10 protein-coding genes are annotated in these 15,443 nt (G+C 71.9%); 4 read left to right on the forward strand and 6 right to left on the reverse strand.

Annotated features, from left to right (window positions below):
• Positions 1-29: 29 nt before the first annotated feature.
• Complete coding sequence (locus AMA02S_RS34415; protein WP_067467334.1) at positions 30-674, forward strand: TetR/AcrR family transcriptional regulator; 645 nt, start codon at positions 30-32, stop codon at positions 672-674.
• Here AMA02S_RS34415 and AMA02S_RS34420 read toward each other — a convergent pair.
• The 4 genes from AMA02S_RS34420 to AMA02S_RS34435 form a co-directional block, all read right to left on the reverse strand.
• The gene (locus tag AMA02S_RS34420; RefSeq protein WP_067467337.1) at positions 619-2,685 is read right to left on the reverse strand and encodes a HelD family protein; all 2,067 of its coding nucleotides are present in this window, start codon (positions 2,683-2,685) and stop codon (positions 619-621) included. The two genes, AMA02S_RS34415 and AMA02S_RS34420, sit on opposite strands and share 56 nt — an antisense overlap.
• 85 nt (positions 2,686-2,770) lie before the next feature.
• Positions 2,771-4,075 (reverse strand): M1 family metallopeptidase, encoded by a 1,305-nt coding sequence (locus tag AMA02S_RS34425; RefSeq protein ID WP_067467340.1) that lies wholly within the window; start codon positions 4,073-4,075, stop codon positions 2,771-2,773.
• A 32-nt stretch (positions 4,076-4,107) separates the two neighbouring features.
• Positions 4,108-7,965: a Pls/PosA family non-ribosomal peptide synthetase gene (locus AMA02S_RS34430; RefSeq protein WP_218005221.1), complete on the reverse strand. Its 3,858-nt coding sequence runs from the start codon at positions 7,963-7,965 to the stop codon at positions 4,108-4,110.
• 119 nt (positions 7,966-8,084) lie between these two features.
• The gene (locus tag AMA02S_RS34435; protein WP_067467343.1) at positions 8,085-9,455 is read right to left on the reverse strand and encodes a M28 family peptidase; all 1,371 of its coding nucleotides are present in this window, start codon (positions 9,453-9,455) and stop codon (positions 8,085-8,087) included.
• Between the two features lie 154 nt (positions 9,456-9,609).
• Here AMA02S_RS34435 and AMA02S_RS34440 point away from each other — a divergent pair, with 154 nt between their 5' ends.
• The 3 genes from AMA02S_RS34440 (at position 9,610) to AMA02S_RS34450 (ending at position 11,965) form a co-directional block, all read left to right on the forward strand.
• Complete coding sequence (locus tag AMA02S_RS34440; RefSeq protein WP_067467346.1) at positions 9,610-10,461, forward strand: SDR family NAD(P)-dependent oxidoreductase; 852 nt, start codon at positions 9,610-9,612, stop codon at positions 10,459-10,461.
• 15 nt (positions 10,462-10,476) lie between these two features.
• Positions 10,477-11,307, forward strand: a complete 831-nt coding sequence (locus AMA02S_RS34445) for an ATP-binding cassette domain-containing protein (protein WP_245667960.1) — start codon at positions 10,477-10,479, stop codon at positions 11,305-11,307.
• Between the two features lie 70 nt (positions 11,308-11,377).
• Positions 11,378-11,965, forward strand: a complete 588-nt coding sequence (locus AMA02S_RS34450; protein WP_067467350.1) for a TetR/AcrR family transcriptional regulator — start codon at positions 11,378-11,380, stop codon at positions 11,963-11,965.
• Positions 11,966-12,174: 209 nt separating this feature from the next.
• On the opposite strand, the gene AMA02S_RS34455 is transcribed toward AMA02S_RS34450, so the two are convergent.
• Positions 12,175-12,540, reverse strand: a complete 366-nt coding sequence (locus tag AMA02S_RS34455) for a hypothetical protein (RefSeq protein WP_067467353.1) — start codon at positions 12,538-12,540, stop codon at positions 12,175-12,177.
• A gap of 1,422 nt (positions 12,541-13,962) precedes the next feature.
• Positions 13,963-15,207, reverse strand: a complete 1,245-nt coding sequence (locus AMA02S_RS42445) for a DUF5753 domain-containing protein (protein WP_157431025.1) — start codon at positions 15,205-15,207, stop codon at positions 13,963-13,965.
• Positions 15,208-15,443 lie beyond the last annotated feature (236 nt).

Consider the following 15,443-nt stretch of genomic DNA (forward strand, 5'->3'; position numbering starts at 1 on the left):
GACTCCACTGGTCAAACGGAAAGGCCACGATGACCTCTTCGGGAAGACCGCTGCGCGCCGACGCCCTGCGCAACCGAGCCAGGGTGCTCGCGGCCGCCGAGGCCGTCTTCGCGGCCCGGGGCACCACGGCCTCCACCGAGGAGGTCGCACGGGAGGCCGGTGTCGGAATCGGCACGGTGTTCCGGCACTTTCCGACCAAGGAGTCCCTCCTGGAGGCCGTCCTGGCCGGCCTGCTGGAGCGGCTCGCCGAGGAGGCGCGCGCCCTGCTGGACTCGCCCGACCCCGGCGCGGCGTTCTTCGGCCTTCTCGCGCGGGTCGTTGGGCAGGCGGCGACCAAGCAGGCCGTCTCCGAGGCGCTGGCCCGGGCGGGTGTCGACGCCCGCGAGGCCGCCGGGCCGGCGCGCCCGGAGCTGAGGTCCGCGCTCGGTGTCCTGCTCGAACGGGCGCAGGGGGCGGGCGCCGTCCGCGCCGACGTGGGCCCGGCGCAGGTGCTGGCGCTGCTGGCGGGCCTGTCGTACGCGGCCGGGCACGCGGGGGCCGGCGACGATGTCCTCAAGATCGCCTTCGACGGCCTCCGGCCGCCCGGTGGAGCCCCGGTGGTGACACCTGTGGCACCGGTCAGCCGGCCAGCTCGGCCGGAAGATCGGCCTGGTGCAGGACGGTCAGGGACGTGACGGCGCGGGTCAGCACCACGTACAGGCGGGCCAGGCCGCGCGCCTCGGCGGCGGCGATCGCGGCGGGCTCGGCGACGATCACGTGGTCGTACTCCAGGCCTTTGGCGAGGGCCGCCGGGATCACGAGCGGCCTCCCGGTGCCGTCGGACTCGGGTCCGAGCACCGTGTGCGCGACGCCGGCCGCCTCCAGGGCGGACGCGTGCGCCGCGACCTCGGCGTCCGCGACGATCAGGCCGACGGACCCCGGCCGTTCCAGCGCGTCACGAACGGCGCGGACGGTCGCCGGGAGCAGGTCGGGGACGCGGCGGATGTCCAGGGCCCCGGCGCCGGCGCGCAGCGAGACCGGCCGCTCCAGCTCCGGCGCGACGTGCGGGAGCAGGCGGGCGGCGTAGTCCAGGACGGTGCCGGGGACGCGGAACCCCAGAGTCAGCTCGGTGACCTCCCCTTCCTGCCCGAGGTGGGCGAGAACGTCCTTCCAGGACCGCGCCGACCAGGCGGTGGTGCCCTGCGCAAGGTCGCCGAGGACGGTCGCCGAACCCGTCCCGCACCGGCGGCCGAGCGCGCGCAGCTGCATCGCCGACAGGTCCTGCGCCTCGTCCACGACGAGGTGTCCGAGGGACGCGGTGCGCTCGATCAGGCCGTGCAGCTCGTCCAGGAGAGCACGGTCTGCGGCGGTCCACCGGGCCGACCGATGTGACCGGGCGGGTCTCGGCCACAGCAGCACCGCCTGCTCATCCTCGTCGAGGACGCCCTTGGCGGCGACGCGCAGCAGGTCCGCGTCCGACAGGAGCCGATAGAGAACCTGCTCAGGGGTGACCTTGGGCCACACCTGGTCGAGGAGCTGCTTGACGGGCCGGCTCCGGGCGACCTGGTCCTGGACTCGGTCGTCGGTGGCCTCACCGCGCCGCTCCATCCGCACCAGGATCTGGTGGGCGAGCCGCTGGGCGAACGCGGCCCGCCCGCTGCCGTAGCGGGTGGCGCCGCGCAGGGCGGCGGCGATCTCGCGGACCTCGTGGTCGGCGAGCCGGTAGCGGGACGCGCCGCGGGTGACGACGAGGCCGTCCTCGGGCTTGCGGACGTGCGCCCACAGTGCCCTGGAGACGACCTGCGCCATCCGCGCGTCACCCTTGAGCGCGGACACCGCGGCCGGCTCCTGCCCCGCGGGCGCTCCGAGCAGATCGTCGACGGAGGCCTGTTCGACGCGGACCTCGCCGAGTGCGGGCAGCACCGCGGAGATGTAGGCGAGGAAAGCGCGGTTGGGCCCGACGATGAGCACCCCCGACTTTGAGAGCCGCTCGCGGTGCGTGAACAGCAGGTAGGCGGCACGGTGCAGGCCCACGGCGGTCTTGCCGGTGCCGGGCGCGCCCTGCACGCACACCGTCTGCGGCAGACCGGCGCGGACGATCACGTCCTGCTCGGGCTGGATCGTGGCGACGATGTCGCGCATCGGCCCGCTGCGGGGCCGCTCGATCTCCTCGGTGAGAATCCTTGACGGACGGTTCCGAGGGATGTGGGTGGCCCTCCCCCCACGAGAGTCCGGGCCGGTCGCGCCGCCGGGTGGCCCGTCGTACTGCTCGTCGAGCGGCTCGTCCTCGAACGCGGTCAGCTCGCCGCCCTGGAAACCGAACCGCCGCCGCAGCCGCCACCCCATCGGGTCGGCCGGGCCCGCCTGGTAGAACGCCCGTGACACGGGGGCGCGCCAGTCCAGGACGAGCGGCCGCCCTTCGGGGCCGTCGTGCACGTGCCTGCGCCCGACGTACATCACGGCGGGCAGGTCGGAGGGGACCGCGCCGTCGCGGTCCATCCGCCCGAAGAACAAGGGCGTGTCGGGGTGGTCGGCGAGCGCGGCGACCCGCTGGTCGAGCAGCGATTCCAGGAACTGTTTGGACACCCAGTCGGCCGCCACGTCCGCTGACAGGCCCGCGGCGTCCTCACGCATCCGGCGCAGCGCGGCACGGGACGCGGCGAGGTGGGCGCGCTCGGCGGCGAGTGTCGACGGTTCGGCGGGCATGCGCGTGGACCTCCTGGGGCGAGGGGTGGGTGTGCTGAGGGCGAAACCCACTACCTTACCGGCCCACCGCCGCCGAGCAACCGGCTCAGGGCAGCGGCGGTAGCGCCTTCTCGCGGAGCCAGGTCGTGAAGAACGCGTCGAGCGGACGGCCCGCGATTCGTCCGGCCAGCGCGGTGAACTCGGCGGTCGTCACCGTCCCGTGCCGGTGCCCGGCGGTCCATTCGCGCATGGTCTGGAAGAACGCGTCGTCGCCGACGATTCGGCGGAGCGCGTGCAGGGTGAGCGCACCGCGTTTGTAGACCCGGTCGTCGAAGATGCGCCGGGGGCCGGGATCGGCGAGGACGAGATCCCGCGGTTCCTGCGACAGGCGGGCGTGCCAGCGGCCGGCGTGCACGGCGGCGGACTCGCCGCCGGAGGCCTCCGACCACAGCCACTCGGCGTGGGTGGCGAAGCCCTCGTGCAGCCAGATGTCACGCCAGGACGCCAGCGTGAGGCTGTTGCCGAACCATTGGTGGGCGAGTTCGTGCGCGATGAGCCGCTCCTGACCGCGCTCACCGTCCACGTGGTTGGTCCCGAAGATCGACATGCCCTGTGCCTCGACGGGGATCTCCAGCTCGTCGTCGGCGACCACGACCGTGTAGGCCCCGAACGGGTACGGGCCGAACAGCTGGGTGAACGCGGCGACCATGGCGCCCTGGCGGCCGAAGTCGTGCCGGACGCGCGGTTCGGCGGCCGAGGGGTAGTAGACGTGCTGCGGGACGGGGCCGTCCAGCTCCAGGAACTGGTATCGGCCGATCTGCACGCTGGCCAGATAGGTCGCCATCGGCTCGCCCTGCTCGTACACCCAGGTGGTGGTCGCCCCGACTCGCCGCCTCGCCATCAGCCGCCCGTTCGCGACGACCTCGTAGGCCGACGCGGTCGTCACCGCGATCCGGTAGCGGGCCTTGTCGTCGGGACGGTCGTTGCAGGGGAACCACGAGGGCGCGCCGATCGGCTGTCCCGCCACGATGGAGCCGTCGGTGAGCTGCTCCCAGCCGAGGCCGCCCCAGTGGCTGGACACCGGGGACGGATTGCCGGTGTAGCGGACCTCGACGGTGAACGCGGCTTCCCGCCCGATCGGGCGGGACGGGGTGACGTGCAGCTTCCCGTGCCGATGCCGGAACCGCGCGGGGGTCCCGTCCACCAGCACCTTGCCGATGCGGAACGCCCCGAAGTCCAGGGCGAGCCGGTCGAGCCGGTCGACGGCGACCGCCGACAGCCGCGCGGTGCCGCCGAGCCGGTTGGGGCCGACCCGGTACTCGAGTTCGAGGTCGTAGTGCCTGACGCGGTAGCGGTCGTCGCCATGGTCGGGGAAGTACGGGGCGTCTGCGCGGCCGGCGAGCGCCTTCATGCGGTGTTCACGAACGGTCGGGTCCTCCGGGGTCAGTCATGGTCGCCGGGGGCCCAGGCCGCGATCGGGTTGCCGAGCCACCGGGTGCCGGCGGGCAACTGCTCGCCGCGCGTGACCAGGGACGCGGGTCCGACCGTGGTGCCCGCCCCGACCGAGGCCGCGGGGAGGACCACCCCGTTCGAGCCTAGCGTCGCGCCGGCCTCCAGCACGACCGGGCCGACCCTCATGATCCGGTCGTGGAACAGGTGGGTCTGCAGAACGCAGCCGGGATTGATGCACGCGCCGTCGCCGAGCCGCACGAGATCGGCCTCGGGGAGCCAGTACGTCGCGCACCAGACGCCGCGTCCGACGCGGGCGCCGAGGGAGCGCAGCCAGAGGTTGAGCGGGGCGGTGCCGAGCCACGGTTCGGCGAACCAGGGCGCGGCGAGGACCTCGACGAAGTTGTCGGCCAGCTCGTTGCGCCACACGAACGAGCTCCACAGTTCCCGGTCGCCGGTGGCGATCCGTCCGGTGAGCGTCCACTTGGCGGCGGTCGTGACCGCGGCGGCCAGCACCCCGGCCGCGGCGAGGACGAGGCCCGCCAGCAGCGCCGCGGTCCCGGGCCCGTAGGCGGCGGCGAGAGCTTCGACGACGGCGGCGGCCAGCACCCCGACGGCCACGGTCGCCGCAGCCGGCACGATCCGGCACGCCTCCACGGCCGCGCGCGCCGCCTTGAGACGGCGAGGCGGCCGGTAGGTGCGGGACTGGTCGGCGGTGTCGACGGTCCGGCGCAGCCGCACCGGCGGCATCCCCAGATAGGACGCCCCGGCCTTGGCCTTCTTCGGCGCCGCCGACAGCACCCCGATCAGCCCGCCCTTGGGGACCTTGCGGCCGGGCGCGGTCATCCCGGAGTTGCCGAGGAAGGCGCGCTTGCCGATGCGGGCCCGCGCGACGCGCATCCGTCCGCCGCCCAGTTCGTAGGGCGCGACCATCGTGTCGTCGGCGAGGAACGCCCCGTCGGCGACCGAGGTCATGGCGGGCAGCGCCAGGACGGTCGAGACCTCCACGTCCCGGCCGACCTTCATACCGAGGGCGCGCAGCCAGGCGGGGGTGAGGACGCTCGCGTACAGCGGGAACAGCCAGACGCGGGCCATCCCCATCAGCCGGCTCGACGCCCACGCCCGCCACGCCTGCGCGGAGTGCACCGGATGTTCACCCTCGCCGAGGCCGAGGCCGAGCAGGCGGACGGCGGCCAGGGTCGCGGCGGCGAACGCGGCCATGCCCGCGAGCGTCGCGGCGGGTACGGCCAGCAGCGCGGCGCCGAGCGCCTCTCCGAGAGTGGTGGTGCCGCGCATGAAGAGGGTGAGGACGGCAAGGCCTGGCAGCGCGGCGAGCAGCGGCAGGAGGCTCAGCAGGACGGCGGACGCTCCGTAGGCGAGCGTCCAGCGGCGCCGCCGCGGGGGACGGGCGGCGTCGGCGGGCCACCGGGCCTTGCCCCGGCGCACGGCGGGGGCACCCGCCCACCGCTGTCCCGCCGGGACGCGCCCCGTCACGGCGGAACCGGCCGCGACCTGTGCGTTCTTCCCGACACGGGCGCCGGGGAACAGCACGGCCCGGGCACCGACGGCGGCGCCGGCGCCGACCCGGATCTCGCCGACGCGCAGCACGTCGCCGTCGAGCCAGTGCCCGCTCAGGTCGGTCTCGGGCTCGATGGCGGCGCCGCGCCCGAGCCGGAGCATCCCGGTGACCGGGGGCGGGGAGTGCAGGTCGACGTCGGGGCCGATTCGCGCGCCGAGCGCGCGGGCGTAGAAGGCGAACCACGGCGCCCCCGACAGCTCGGCCGCGCCCAGCCGGACGGCGAGTTGCTCGGCCGTCCACAACCGCAGGTGGACGGCACCGCCGCGCGGGTAGGCGCCGGGCCGCAGCCCGCGCAGCAGGAGCCGTGCCCCGGCGGCGGCCAGAGCCATCCGGCCCACCGGCGCGACGAACAGCAGCGCGCCCGCCAGCACCGCCCACCACGACACCCTGGGCGCCCAGGGGAACCCAGCGAGATTGTTGAACGCCGCCAGCCCGGTCACCCAGCGCATCGCGCCGAGGGTGAGCAGCGGGATCATCAGCAGCGTCTGGACGGCGGAGGCGAGTCTCGGCACCGGCCGCACGACGCGGCCGGGGGCGGGCGGCGCGTCCTGCCGTTCGCCGTCACCGAGGTGCGCGGCGAGGTCGCGCAGGGTCGGGTGCTCGTAGACGTCGCCGACGGCCACGGACGGGTGGCGCGAGCGGAGCGCGGAGACCAGGCGCGCGGCGCCGAGGCTGCTGCCGCCGAGCGCGAAGAAGTCCGCGCCGGGGCCGTCCGGGGCCTCCCCCAGCACCTCGGCCCACTGCTCGGCGAGCCATTCCTCGGCGCCGGTGAGCGGCTCGGCACCCTTGTCGCCCGCCGTGTCCGTGCCGGGCAGCGGCCAGGGCAGCGCGTCCCGATCGACCTTGCCGGACGTTCGTGTGGGAAGCGTGTCCAGCTCGGCCAGGCGCGGGACGAGCGAGGCGGGCAGCGCGTCGCGGAGCCGTTCGCGTGCGGCGTCCGCGTCGAATCCCGCGTCCGTGACCAGGTAGCCGACCAGGAGCCGGTGCCCGGCGGGGGTGGTGCGGACGGCCGCGGCGGCCCCGGTGACGCCGGGCAGTGCCTGGAGCGCGGCGTCCACCTCGCCCAGCTCGATCCGGCGGCCGCCGATCTTGACCTGGTCGTCGGCGCGCCCGACGAACACCAGGCCGGCGGGCTCGGCCTTCACCAGGTCGCCGCTGCGGTAGGCGCGCTCCCAGCCGAGGGACGGCAGCGGGGCGTACTTCTCGGCGTCCTTGGCGGGATCGAGGTAGCGGGCCAGACCGACGCCGCCGATCACCAGCTCACCCGTCCCACCGGGGGCGACGGGCTCACCGGAGCCGTCGACGACGGCGAGGTCCCAGCCGTCCAGCGGCAGCCCGATCCGGACCGGGCCGTCGCCGCCGAGGGGCGCGGCGCAGGCCACGACGGTCGCTTCGGTGGGCCCGTAGGTGTTCCAGACCTGGCGGCCGGGAACGGCGAGCCGTGCCGCGAGCTCAGGCGGGCACGCCTCACCACCGAAGATCAGCAGCCGGATGCCGGCGAGGGTCTCGGCGGGCCACAGCGCGGCGAGGGTCGGGACGGTGGACACGACGGTGATGCGCTGCTCGGCGAGCCAGGGGCCGAGATCCATGCCCGTCCGGACGAGTGAGCGCGGCGCGGGCACCAGGCAGGCGCCGTGCCGCCACGCCAGCCACATCTCCTCACAGGAGGCGTCGAACGCCACCGACAGGCCCGCGAGGACGCGGTCGGACTCACGGGCGGGGAACAGCCGCGCCTCGGCGTCGACGAACGCGGCGGCGCTGCGGTGGGTGACGGCGACGCCCTTGGGCTTGCCGGTGGAGCCGGAGGTGAAGATGATCCAGGCGTCATCGTCCGGTTCCGGCCGCCCGGTACGGCCGCCGGGGACCCCCTGGAGGATGATCGCGCGGTCCTCGCCGATGACCGCACAGACCTCCGCCTCGCCGAAGACCAGCGTCGCGCGTTCGGCGGGGTCGTCGGCGTCCACGGGCACGTACGCGGCGCCCGCGGTCAGCACCGCGAGGATCGCGACGTACAGGTCGGCGGTGCCGGACGGGACGCGCACGCCGACCCGGTCGCCGCGCCCGATCCCGGCCTGCTCCAGCTCCTTGGCCAGCAAGGTCGCCTCGGAGCGCAGGTCCTCGTAGTCGAGACGGGACGCGCCGTCGTCGAGCGCGGGCGCGTACGGATGCCGCAGCGCGGTCGCGTCGAGGACGTCCAGCAGCGTGCGCTCGGGCGGCGCGCCGCCCGTCGAATGGAAGACGGCACGGTCGGCGTCGGTCAGGAGTGGACGCAAATTTCCCCCGGTGTCCAGGCGATCGGCGGTCCTCTTCCACCCGCCAAACCGGACACTGTACTCGACAGCCGTGAACTACCCGGTGACGGAGCGCGCCGACCCCGTCACCAGGTGTGGGTTCAGCGGCGACGTGCAACGTCGTAGGCGGCGCAGCCGATCAGCTCCAGGGACACCTGGAGGCGCTGCCTGCTGACGTTGCCGCTGACGGTGTCCTCGGGGGTGTGGTAGACGGGTTCGAGCTGGCTCGGGGCCTCGCCGCCGCGCCAGCTGAAGTTCCCGGCGGCGATACCGCGCTCGAAGAAGGCCTCATGGTCGCTGGAGCCGCGGGCCGTCGGGCCCTTGGTCTGGCCGCTGTAGCCGAGCCGGGCGGCGGCGCCGCCGATGGCGGTCGTGGTGGTGTTGTCCTTACCGTCGACGGACAGCAGCCAGTAGGTGCCCGCCGGAGGGTGGCTGGTGGCGACCATGTCGTTCTGGAAGCAGCCGGTGATGCGGGCCGCCGCCGCGTCGTCCAACTGCTTGACGTAGTGCCTGGCCCCGACGAGCCCGAGCTCCTCCGCTCCCCACAGGCAGAACCGCAGGTCCTGCTGGGTGGGCAGGCGGCGCATGGCGCGGGCGAGCTCCAGGCAGAGCACGGTGCCGCTGCCGTCGTCGTTTCCGCCGGGTGAGCCGGGGACGCTGTCGTAGTGGGCGCTGACGATGACCGCCTTGCCGCCGGGGTTGGGCAGCGTGGCCCGGCGTTCGGCGAGCACGTTGTAGGAGGTCAGCCCGGTGTGGGCGGTGACCTCCAGGGACAGCGAGCGGACGCCCGCGCGGATCAGCTCGCCGTGGTGCTCGGCAAGGCCGAGCACGGGGACGGGCACGGCCTCGCGCAGGGTCGGGAAGAACGACGCGGCCTTGCGCTCGGGGTAGGTCGTGCTGCGCACGTTGACGATCAGGACGGCCAGCGCGCCCTTCGCGGCGGCTGCCTGCGCCTGCTCCTGCTCCTTGTCGAGGACGCGCGTGAACAGCGCGATCCGCCCGGTCAGGTCGGCGGTGACCTCGGTAGCGGTGCCGAGGTCGGTGATCCGTCCCCGCGCGCGGCCGGTGGCGCCGTTGGCGGCGGCGGCGCTCTGCCAGTGCTCGTCCCCGGCGCGCAACTCGGCCAGCTTCTTGTCGGGGACGGTGAACGGCTGCAGCTCGACGTCGTAGTCGAGGTCGAGCAGCGTTTCAGCGATGTAGTGGGCGGCACGGTGCTCGCGGCGGGTACCGGCGACGCGCCAGCCGATGTCGTCGCTGAGCACCCGCAGATGGCGGAGCGCGCGCCGGGCGTCGACGCGGGCGACGACGGCCTTGTCGCCGGTGCTGAGGCTGGGGCCGCGCAGGGCGCCAGGGCGCTGCCGGGTCGCGGCGGCGGCGGTTCCGGGTAGCAGGCCGATGGTGGCGAAGCCGGCGAAGGCGGCGGCTCCGGCCAGTAGATCGCGGCGAGGAAGCTGGCGGGAGGACTGGGGCATGGCGTCTCCTCGTGGGTGTCGACAGGGGGCGCCTGATTGCCGCGAAACTATGAAAGCCAGGCATTTCCGACAAGATCGCAGAAGGTCCGCAACCGAACCGTGACCGGCGCGTCGTGGCTTGCCGCGCGCCGACGCCTGCGAGAGGTTGGGCGCCATGGTGACTCTCACCGGACAGTCCGCGCTGGTGACGGGCGCCTCGTCCGGGATCGGCGCGGCGGTGGCCGAGGCGTTGGCCGGCGCAGGCGCACGCGTGGGCCTGGTCGCGCGGCGGGCGGACGAACTCGACCGGGTGCTGGAACGGTGCCGCGCGCAGTCCCCCGCCTCGGCGGCATGGACGGCGGACCTGGCCGACCTGGACGGCGTCGAGGCACTCGCCGCGGCCGCCGACGAGGCCTTCGGCGGCGTGGACGTGCTGGTCAACAACGCCGGCATGCCGAAGCGGCGCCGCGTCCAGGACCTGTCCCCGGCCGAGACCGAGGAGGTCATGCGGCTCAACTACCTGTCCCCCATCCGCCTCACCCTTGCACTGCTGCCGGGGATGCTCGCGCGCGGGTCCGGGCACCTGGTCGCGATGGGCTCGGTGGCGGCGCGGCTCGGCCCGCCGCATGAGGCCGCCTACGCCGCGTCCAAGGCGGCGGTGACCGCGTTCTGGGAGAGCATGGCCGTCGACCTGGACGGGACGGGCGTTCAGGTCCACGTGGTGCAACCCGCGCTGATCGACACCGGCCTCTTCTCGGTACCCGGCAACGAGCCGCCGCTCAGCGACCTCGCGGACGTGCTGCCGCCGCGGGAGGCGGCCGCGGCGGTCCTGGAGGTGATCGGGTCGGGACGGTTCGAGCGCTACGTCCCCGGCTGGTTCGCCGACATGGCCGCGGGCAAGGCCGCCGACGTCGAGGCGTTCGTCGCGGGCGTCAAGGACTGGACCCGCGAGCGGCTGCGGGACCGGCGCGATGCCCAGGGGGCCGAGCCCGGGGGGCGGATTGCCCGCCCCGGGGGGCGCCGATAGGGTGATGATCCGGCAGTGACCCACGTCACATCTCTGGTGGCGGCACGCCGGGACCGGCCGGAGGTGCGGATGCCTTCTCCCGAGGGCCTGCGGGTGGCGGGCGTGACGGTGCGGTTCGGCGGCGTGACGGCCGTGGACGGCGCCGGGCTCACCGCGCCGCCTGGCACCGTCACCGGCCTCGTCGGACCCGAGGGAGCGGGCAAGAGCACCCTGTGCGACGTCATCGCCGGCCGGCGCCGTCCAGCGGAGGGCACCGTCCACCTCGACGGCGAGGATCTGACGGGCAGCGCCGCGCGCACCCGGGCCCGGCACGGCATCGTTGGCGCGTTCCAGCGGCCGGCCGCACGGATGGCCGCACCGTTCGGCACGGTACCGGTGCCGTTCGGCGGCCCGACGGTACGCGACCGGGTTCAGGCCGCGGCGAGGAGGCACGATGCTGCATGCGGCCGGTGGCCGCGCCGCCGCGACACGGACGCCGGGCGCCGCGCCGAGGAGATCCTCGCCCGTGTCGGCATCGCCGAGTACGGCGACCGGTGCACACGGGACCTGCCGCCCGCCGTCACCGCCCTGACGCAGCTCGCTCGCGCGCTCGCCGCCGAACCCGCCGTCCTGCTGCTGGACGAGGCGTGGACCTGCCTGCCGGTGCGGCGGTCGCGCGCTCTGGAGGTGCTGCTACGGGACCTGGCCGCCGAGGGCCTCGCGGTCCTGGTCGTCTGCGGCACGCTGGAGCCGGTGATGGGCGTCTGCGACATCCTGCACGTCCTGGACGCCGGGAAGGTCATCGCGGCCGGCCCCCCGGCGGAGGTCCGCGCGGACCGGCGCGTCCGCGACGTATGTCCCGCCTGACCGGGGCCGTCACGAGTGATAATGGCGTGAGGAGGCCCCACCTCCTGATCAGCACCCGGAGGAACGACTCATGGGCACCGCAGGCCGCTCCGTCCGCGACTCCCTGCTCGACGCCGCCGCCGAGCTCCTGGTCGAGCGCGGCTACCGGGGCGTCCGCATGCAGGACGTCGCCGCCGTGGCCGGGGTGAGCCGGCAGACCGTCTACAACGAGTTCGGTGACAAGTGGGGCCTCGCGCAGGCCGTGGTCATCCGCGACAACGACCGTTACCTCGACGGCATCGACCGGGTGCTGTCCGAGCACGCCGACCTGTACTCGGCCGTCACAGCGGCGGTGCTGTTCACGCTGGAGATGTCGGCGGACGACCAGCTGAAGAAGGCGGTGCTGACCGGCGCGGGCGGCGACGAGTTGCTGCCGCTGCTGACCACCCAGGCCGAGCCCGTTCTGTTCACCGCCAGCGCCCGGATCGCCGAGCACGCGCTGCGGCTCTGGCCCGAGCTGGACCGCGAGGCGCTCACCGAGATCGCCGACGCGGCGGTACGCCTCACCACCAGCCACATCATGCTGCCGTCGGCCCCGCCGGAGCAGGTGGCCCGCTTCATCGCCAGGATGGTCACCCGCTACGTCGCCGACCGACCGGCCATGGCCGACGGCGCCTGACCGAGGCGGCCCAGCAGTAGGGCCGGGGTCCATTGTGCGAAGTCGAGGCCGACAGCGGACGCTTATGAGCTTCTCAGCCGAAAGCGCTACTCGGCCGACCGGTCGGCCGAGTAGCGCTCTTCGTCCAGGCGACTCCGGGTGAGCGCCTTTTCATCTTCGGCCGGGCCGCGCAGGGAAGTTCCTGCGCGACGGGCCGGATGAGAAATGTGTCAGGCGATCTGCTGCATGGGCACCAGGACCTCGCCCGGCTTGTGGGTGTCCATGTCGAACATCGTGAGCGCGGCAAGGGTGGGGCCCTTGTGGCAGCCGTCGTCGAGCAGCGTCGAACGGCCCATGAACATGTTGATGCTGGAGTCCTGCCGCTTCTCCGCCGGGCAGAGAACGGTGAGCTGCACCGCGCCCTCGCCCATGCAGGACGCCGCGACGAACGGGCCGGCGTCGGCCTTCAGGCTGCAGGTGACCGGCGGCTTCGGCTTGTCGTCGCCGGTACCTGCCGAGGCGGTACCGGCGCTGTACACGGCCAGCGCGGCCGCGCCGATGCCGATCACGGCCAGGGTCTGCTTGCGAATCTTCATGACGCACATCCTCGGGAGCTTGGGGATTCACGTACCGTGTCGCCGGCGTCGCGATACGCGGGCCCGATCTATTGGAACCAGGCCCCGAATGCAGGACCTATCATTGAGCTCGGAGAGTGTGCCGGGAAATGTCATTAGGTCATAAAAGTAAGCTATACCCCGCCGCGCCATGACAAACTGGCGACCAGCCCGGATGTTTGCACCCTGACCAGGATCGTAGTGGGTGCGGACAGCGTATTGCCACCTTTATTTGATAGGAAAACTCGCGATCAGGTAAGTCATGCCTCAAGCCTCGCCCTGAATGGCAGACAAGGCATGATTACGTCATTAAATCGCAGCCGGGCCGACGCCCCGGAACGGGCCCCGCCGGAGTGGACGTACTGCTCGGACGGGACCGTGCCAACCATGGACCCGTTTCGCCGGGCGCGCTCGTGGCAGTCAGCTGACTGCCACGTCCTGCCCCGACACCAGGCCATCGCCACCCGCACCGGCACCCGCGGACGAATACCAGCACGCCGTCAGCCTCGTCATCGAAACGGCCGGCGTCCCCACTCCCGAAGGTCCTGGACGCCCCCCACGCTCAGGAGCGCGGTCATCGCCATCGCGCAGCGATCTCCTCTTCGACCGACAACCTCCTTAGGCGGCCGGTGCGTCCGCCTCAACCGGATCGCCCTCGCTCAGCACCAGGTACACACCTGGCGCGCCCGGCTCCGACCGTCGCAGCAGCCTGGCCTCCCAGCCTGCTGGCCACACAGCCAAACGCACCACGTTGTCCTCGTCGATCCATGCCAGTAGTCGCCCAGTGCCTCACCCCGCGCCTCGATCACTCCGTGAAGAACATGGTCGAATGTGAAATGCTTGACCTCCGCCGGATGAACCACGCGCGTTCAGGGCGACGAGGTCCGCGTCGTATCCCTTTCCGGCGAAACCGCGGCTGGTGAAGTTGGGGCCGTAGTCGCGGCTCACCCGGGGTGCTGGCGAAGCGGTTGGGGAGGCGATCTCGCTGAGGTTAAGCGGCGGGGTAGTTATGATCTGGAGGGTGAAGTCGTAACCCATCCTGGGCCTCCCCGCGCGGGAATCCTGGTGCGACGCGAGAGGAGGACATGGCGTCCTGTCTCGGACCGTCTCGCGTACGGGTTTGAGGCAAGTCGGCAACCACGAACGGGCGCGAGGAACCGAGCAACGAATCCGTCTAGTCACCGCGTCAAAGCCACGCTGCCACCGATCCCCAGGCAACTCCCAGCCCGGCCGTCCGCCGGCCTCAAGGCTTAACCCGGGCGTACCGTCCCGGCGCCTCATCGCGCTCGCCATCAGCCGGGCACCGCTGGTCGTCCCACTCGACCCACGAGTTGTCCCGGTCCCCGTGCTGAATCGTGACCCACAGGCAAGTGCTCATGAGGCCCAGACGTCACCAGTCAGCGCCTAGAGTTCGCGAATGAGTGCTTCTAGGAAGTCAACAGACTCCTCCGGGGTCGTGCTCTCGAAGCACAAGCGGTCCATCGCAGCCTTGAAAGCTTCGACACTGCGGCGCCCACTCACATAGTACCTGGCATGGAGGTTCTCCATGAAAACCATATCCGGCAGTTCCACTTCAGAAAACCTGAGAAAGGTGAAGGAGGACCCTTCAATTCCCCCGGTGATGGCGACCGGCCTGACCTGGATGGTGACGTTGGGCAATTCCGCCATCGCAAGGAGGTGTTCAAACTGTTTGGACATCACCTCGGGCTCTCCCACAGGACGACGCAACGCAGCCTCGTCCAACACCGCCCACAACTTTGGAGCGTCCGGACCAGTGAGCCGCTTCTGTTCCGCCATACGCCTTTCGACACGTTCTTCAAATACTGACCTGGACACACGATATGGAGACGTTTGATGATTGCCTGAGTAAATAACGCTCCGAGCATAGTCCTCACATTGCAAGAGCCTGTGAACAAATTGCAGCTCATAGGTCCGAATCAAGGCAGCCGACTCCTCCCTGCCCGTAGCGCTCGGAGACCACTCGGAATGCCCCTCGCACACCCCTTCCTTGCCCTGGATCTTCATCTGATCAAGGCGTTCCTCAAGCCGCTGACAGCGCTCCTCGGATGCGGCGGCACGTCGACGCGCATGACTCAAGTTGCCAGTTAGTTCAAGAATTCTATTGTGGAGACTGATCAACTCTTGCTGAATAGCAGCACGGTCGTCCTCCAATGCCGCCCGTAACCGACGACAGGACGTGGTGAGATCATCGATCTGCCGAGCACGATCAGCCAGATCGCTTTCCAGTGAACGAGCATAACGTTCAGCCTCCCGCTGGGTGATGACCGCTAACTCCAGTTGATCACTTACAACCCGTACCCTGTACTCGTGCGGATGCGCAACTCGTAACGCTTGCAACTGAAGCTGAACAAGGTGTTCACGCACCTCGGGGCAAACCGCCTTTCCCTGCTCCGCTTGGAGAGCCAGCAGCCTGTCCAAGAACCAGTGGTCCCGAGGTATACGCTTCCCGTTGAGATAGCGTGAAAGCGTCCCCTTGTCGACCGGGTACAGGTGAGAGAAGCGGTTGATCGACAAGCCGACAGCCGCCCAGACGACGCGCAACTCCCGCACCCAGGCCGCCACCTCTGGACCACGCATCACCTCCACGGATGGCTCCAGATCTTCGGGCCTGGGGACGAGGTCGGTCATGGCGTCCATCATCGATGTCCACGCTCACCTAGGCAGCCCACTCCGGGCGTTCAGGTGTTGCCACCTTGCGCAACACCACCGGTACCCACATTGTCCCACCCCAGTGCGCCTATCCCTGAGGAAACGCCAGAACGCCACTCCGTAGGCCATACAGGGCACACTGGTCCTAAGGAGGTGGGCCACGGTGACCAAGGAATCCGACGTTGGCAATGATGGTCCCCGACCTCGAAGGGTTT

Origin of the sequence: Actinomadura macra NBRC 14102, assembly GCF_001552215.1 — a bacterium.
GTDB lineage: Bacteria > Actinomycetota > Actinomycetes > Streptosporangiales > Streptosporangiaceae > Spirillospora > Spirillospora macra.

Excerpts from the sequence above, each read along its gene's own strand:
- AMA02S_RS34435 (WP_067467343.1), bottom strand. The coding sequence starts at position 9,455 with ATGCCCCAGTCCTCCCGCCAGCTTCCTCGCCGCGATCTACTGGCCGGA.
- AMA02S_RS34415 (WP_067467334.1), top strand. The coding sequence starts at position 30 with ATGACCTCTTCGGGAAGACCGCTGCGCGCCGACGCCCTGCGCAACCGA.
- AMA02S_RS34425 (WP_067467340.1), bottom strand. The coding sequence starts at position 4,075 with ATGAAGGCGCTCGCCGGCCGCGCAGACGCCCCGTACTTCCCCGACCAT.
- AMA02S_RS34440 (WP_067467346.1), top strand. The coding sequence starts at position 9,610 with ATGGTGACTCTCACCGGACAGTCCGCGCTGGTGACGGGCGCCTCGTCC.
- AMA02S_RS34450 (WP_067467350.1), top strand. The coding sequence starts at position 11,378 with ATGGGCACCGCAGGCCGCTCCGTCCGCGACTCCCTGCTCGACGCCGCC.
- AMA02S_RS42445 (WP_157431025.1), bottom strand. The coding sequence starts at position 15,207 with ATGACCGACCTCGTCCCCAGGCCCGAAGATCTGGAGCCATCCGTGGAG.
- AMA02S_RS34455 (WP_067467353.1), bottom strand. The coding sequence starts at position 12,540 with ATGAAGATTCGCAAGCAGACCCTGGCCGTGATCGGCATCGGCGCGGCC.
- AMA02S_RS34420 (WP_067467337.1), bottom strand. The coding sequence starts at position 2,685 with ATGCCCGCCGAACCGTCGACACTCGCCGCCGAGCGCGCCCACCTCGCC.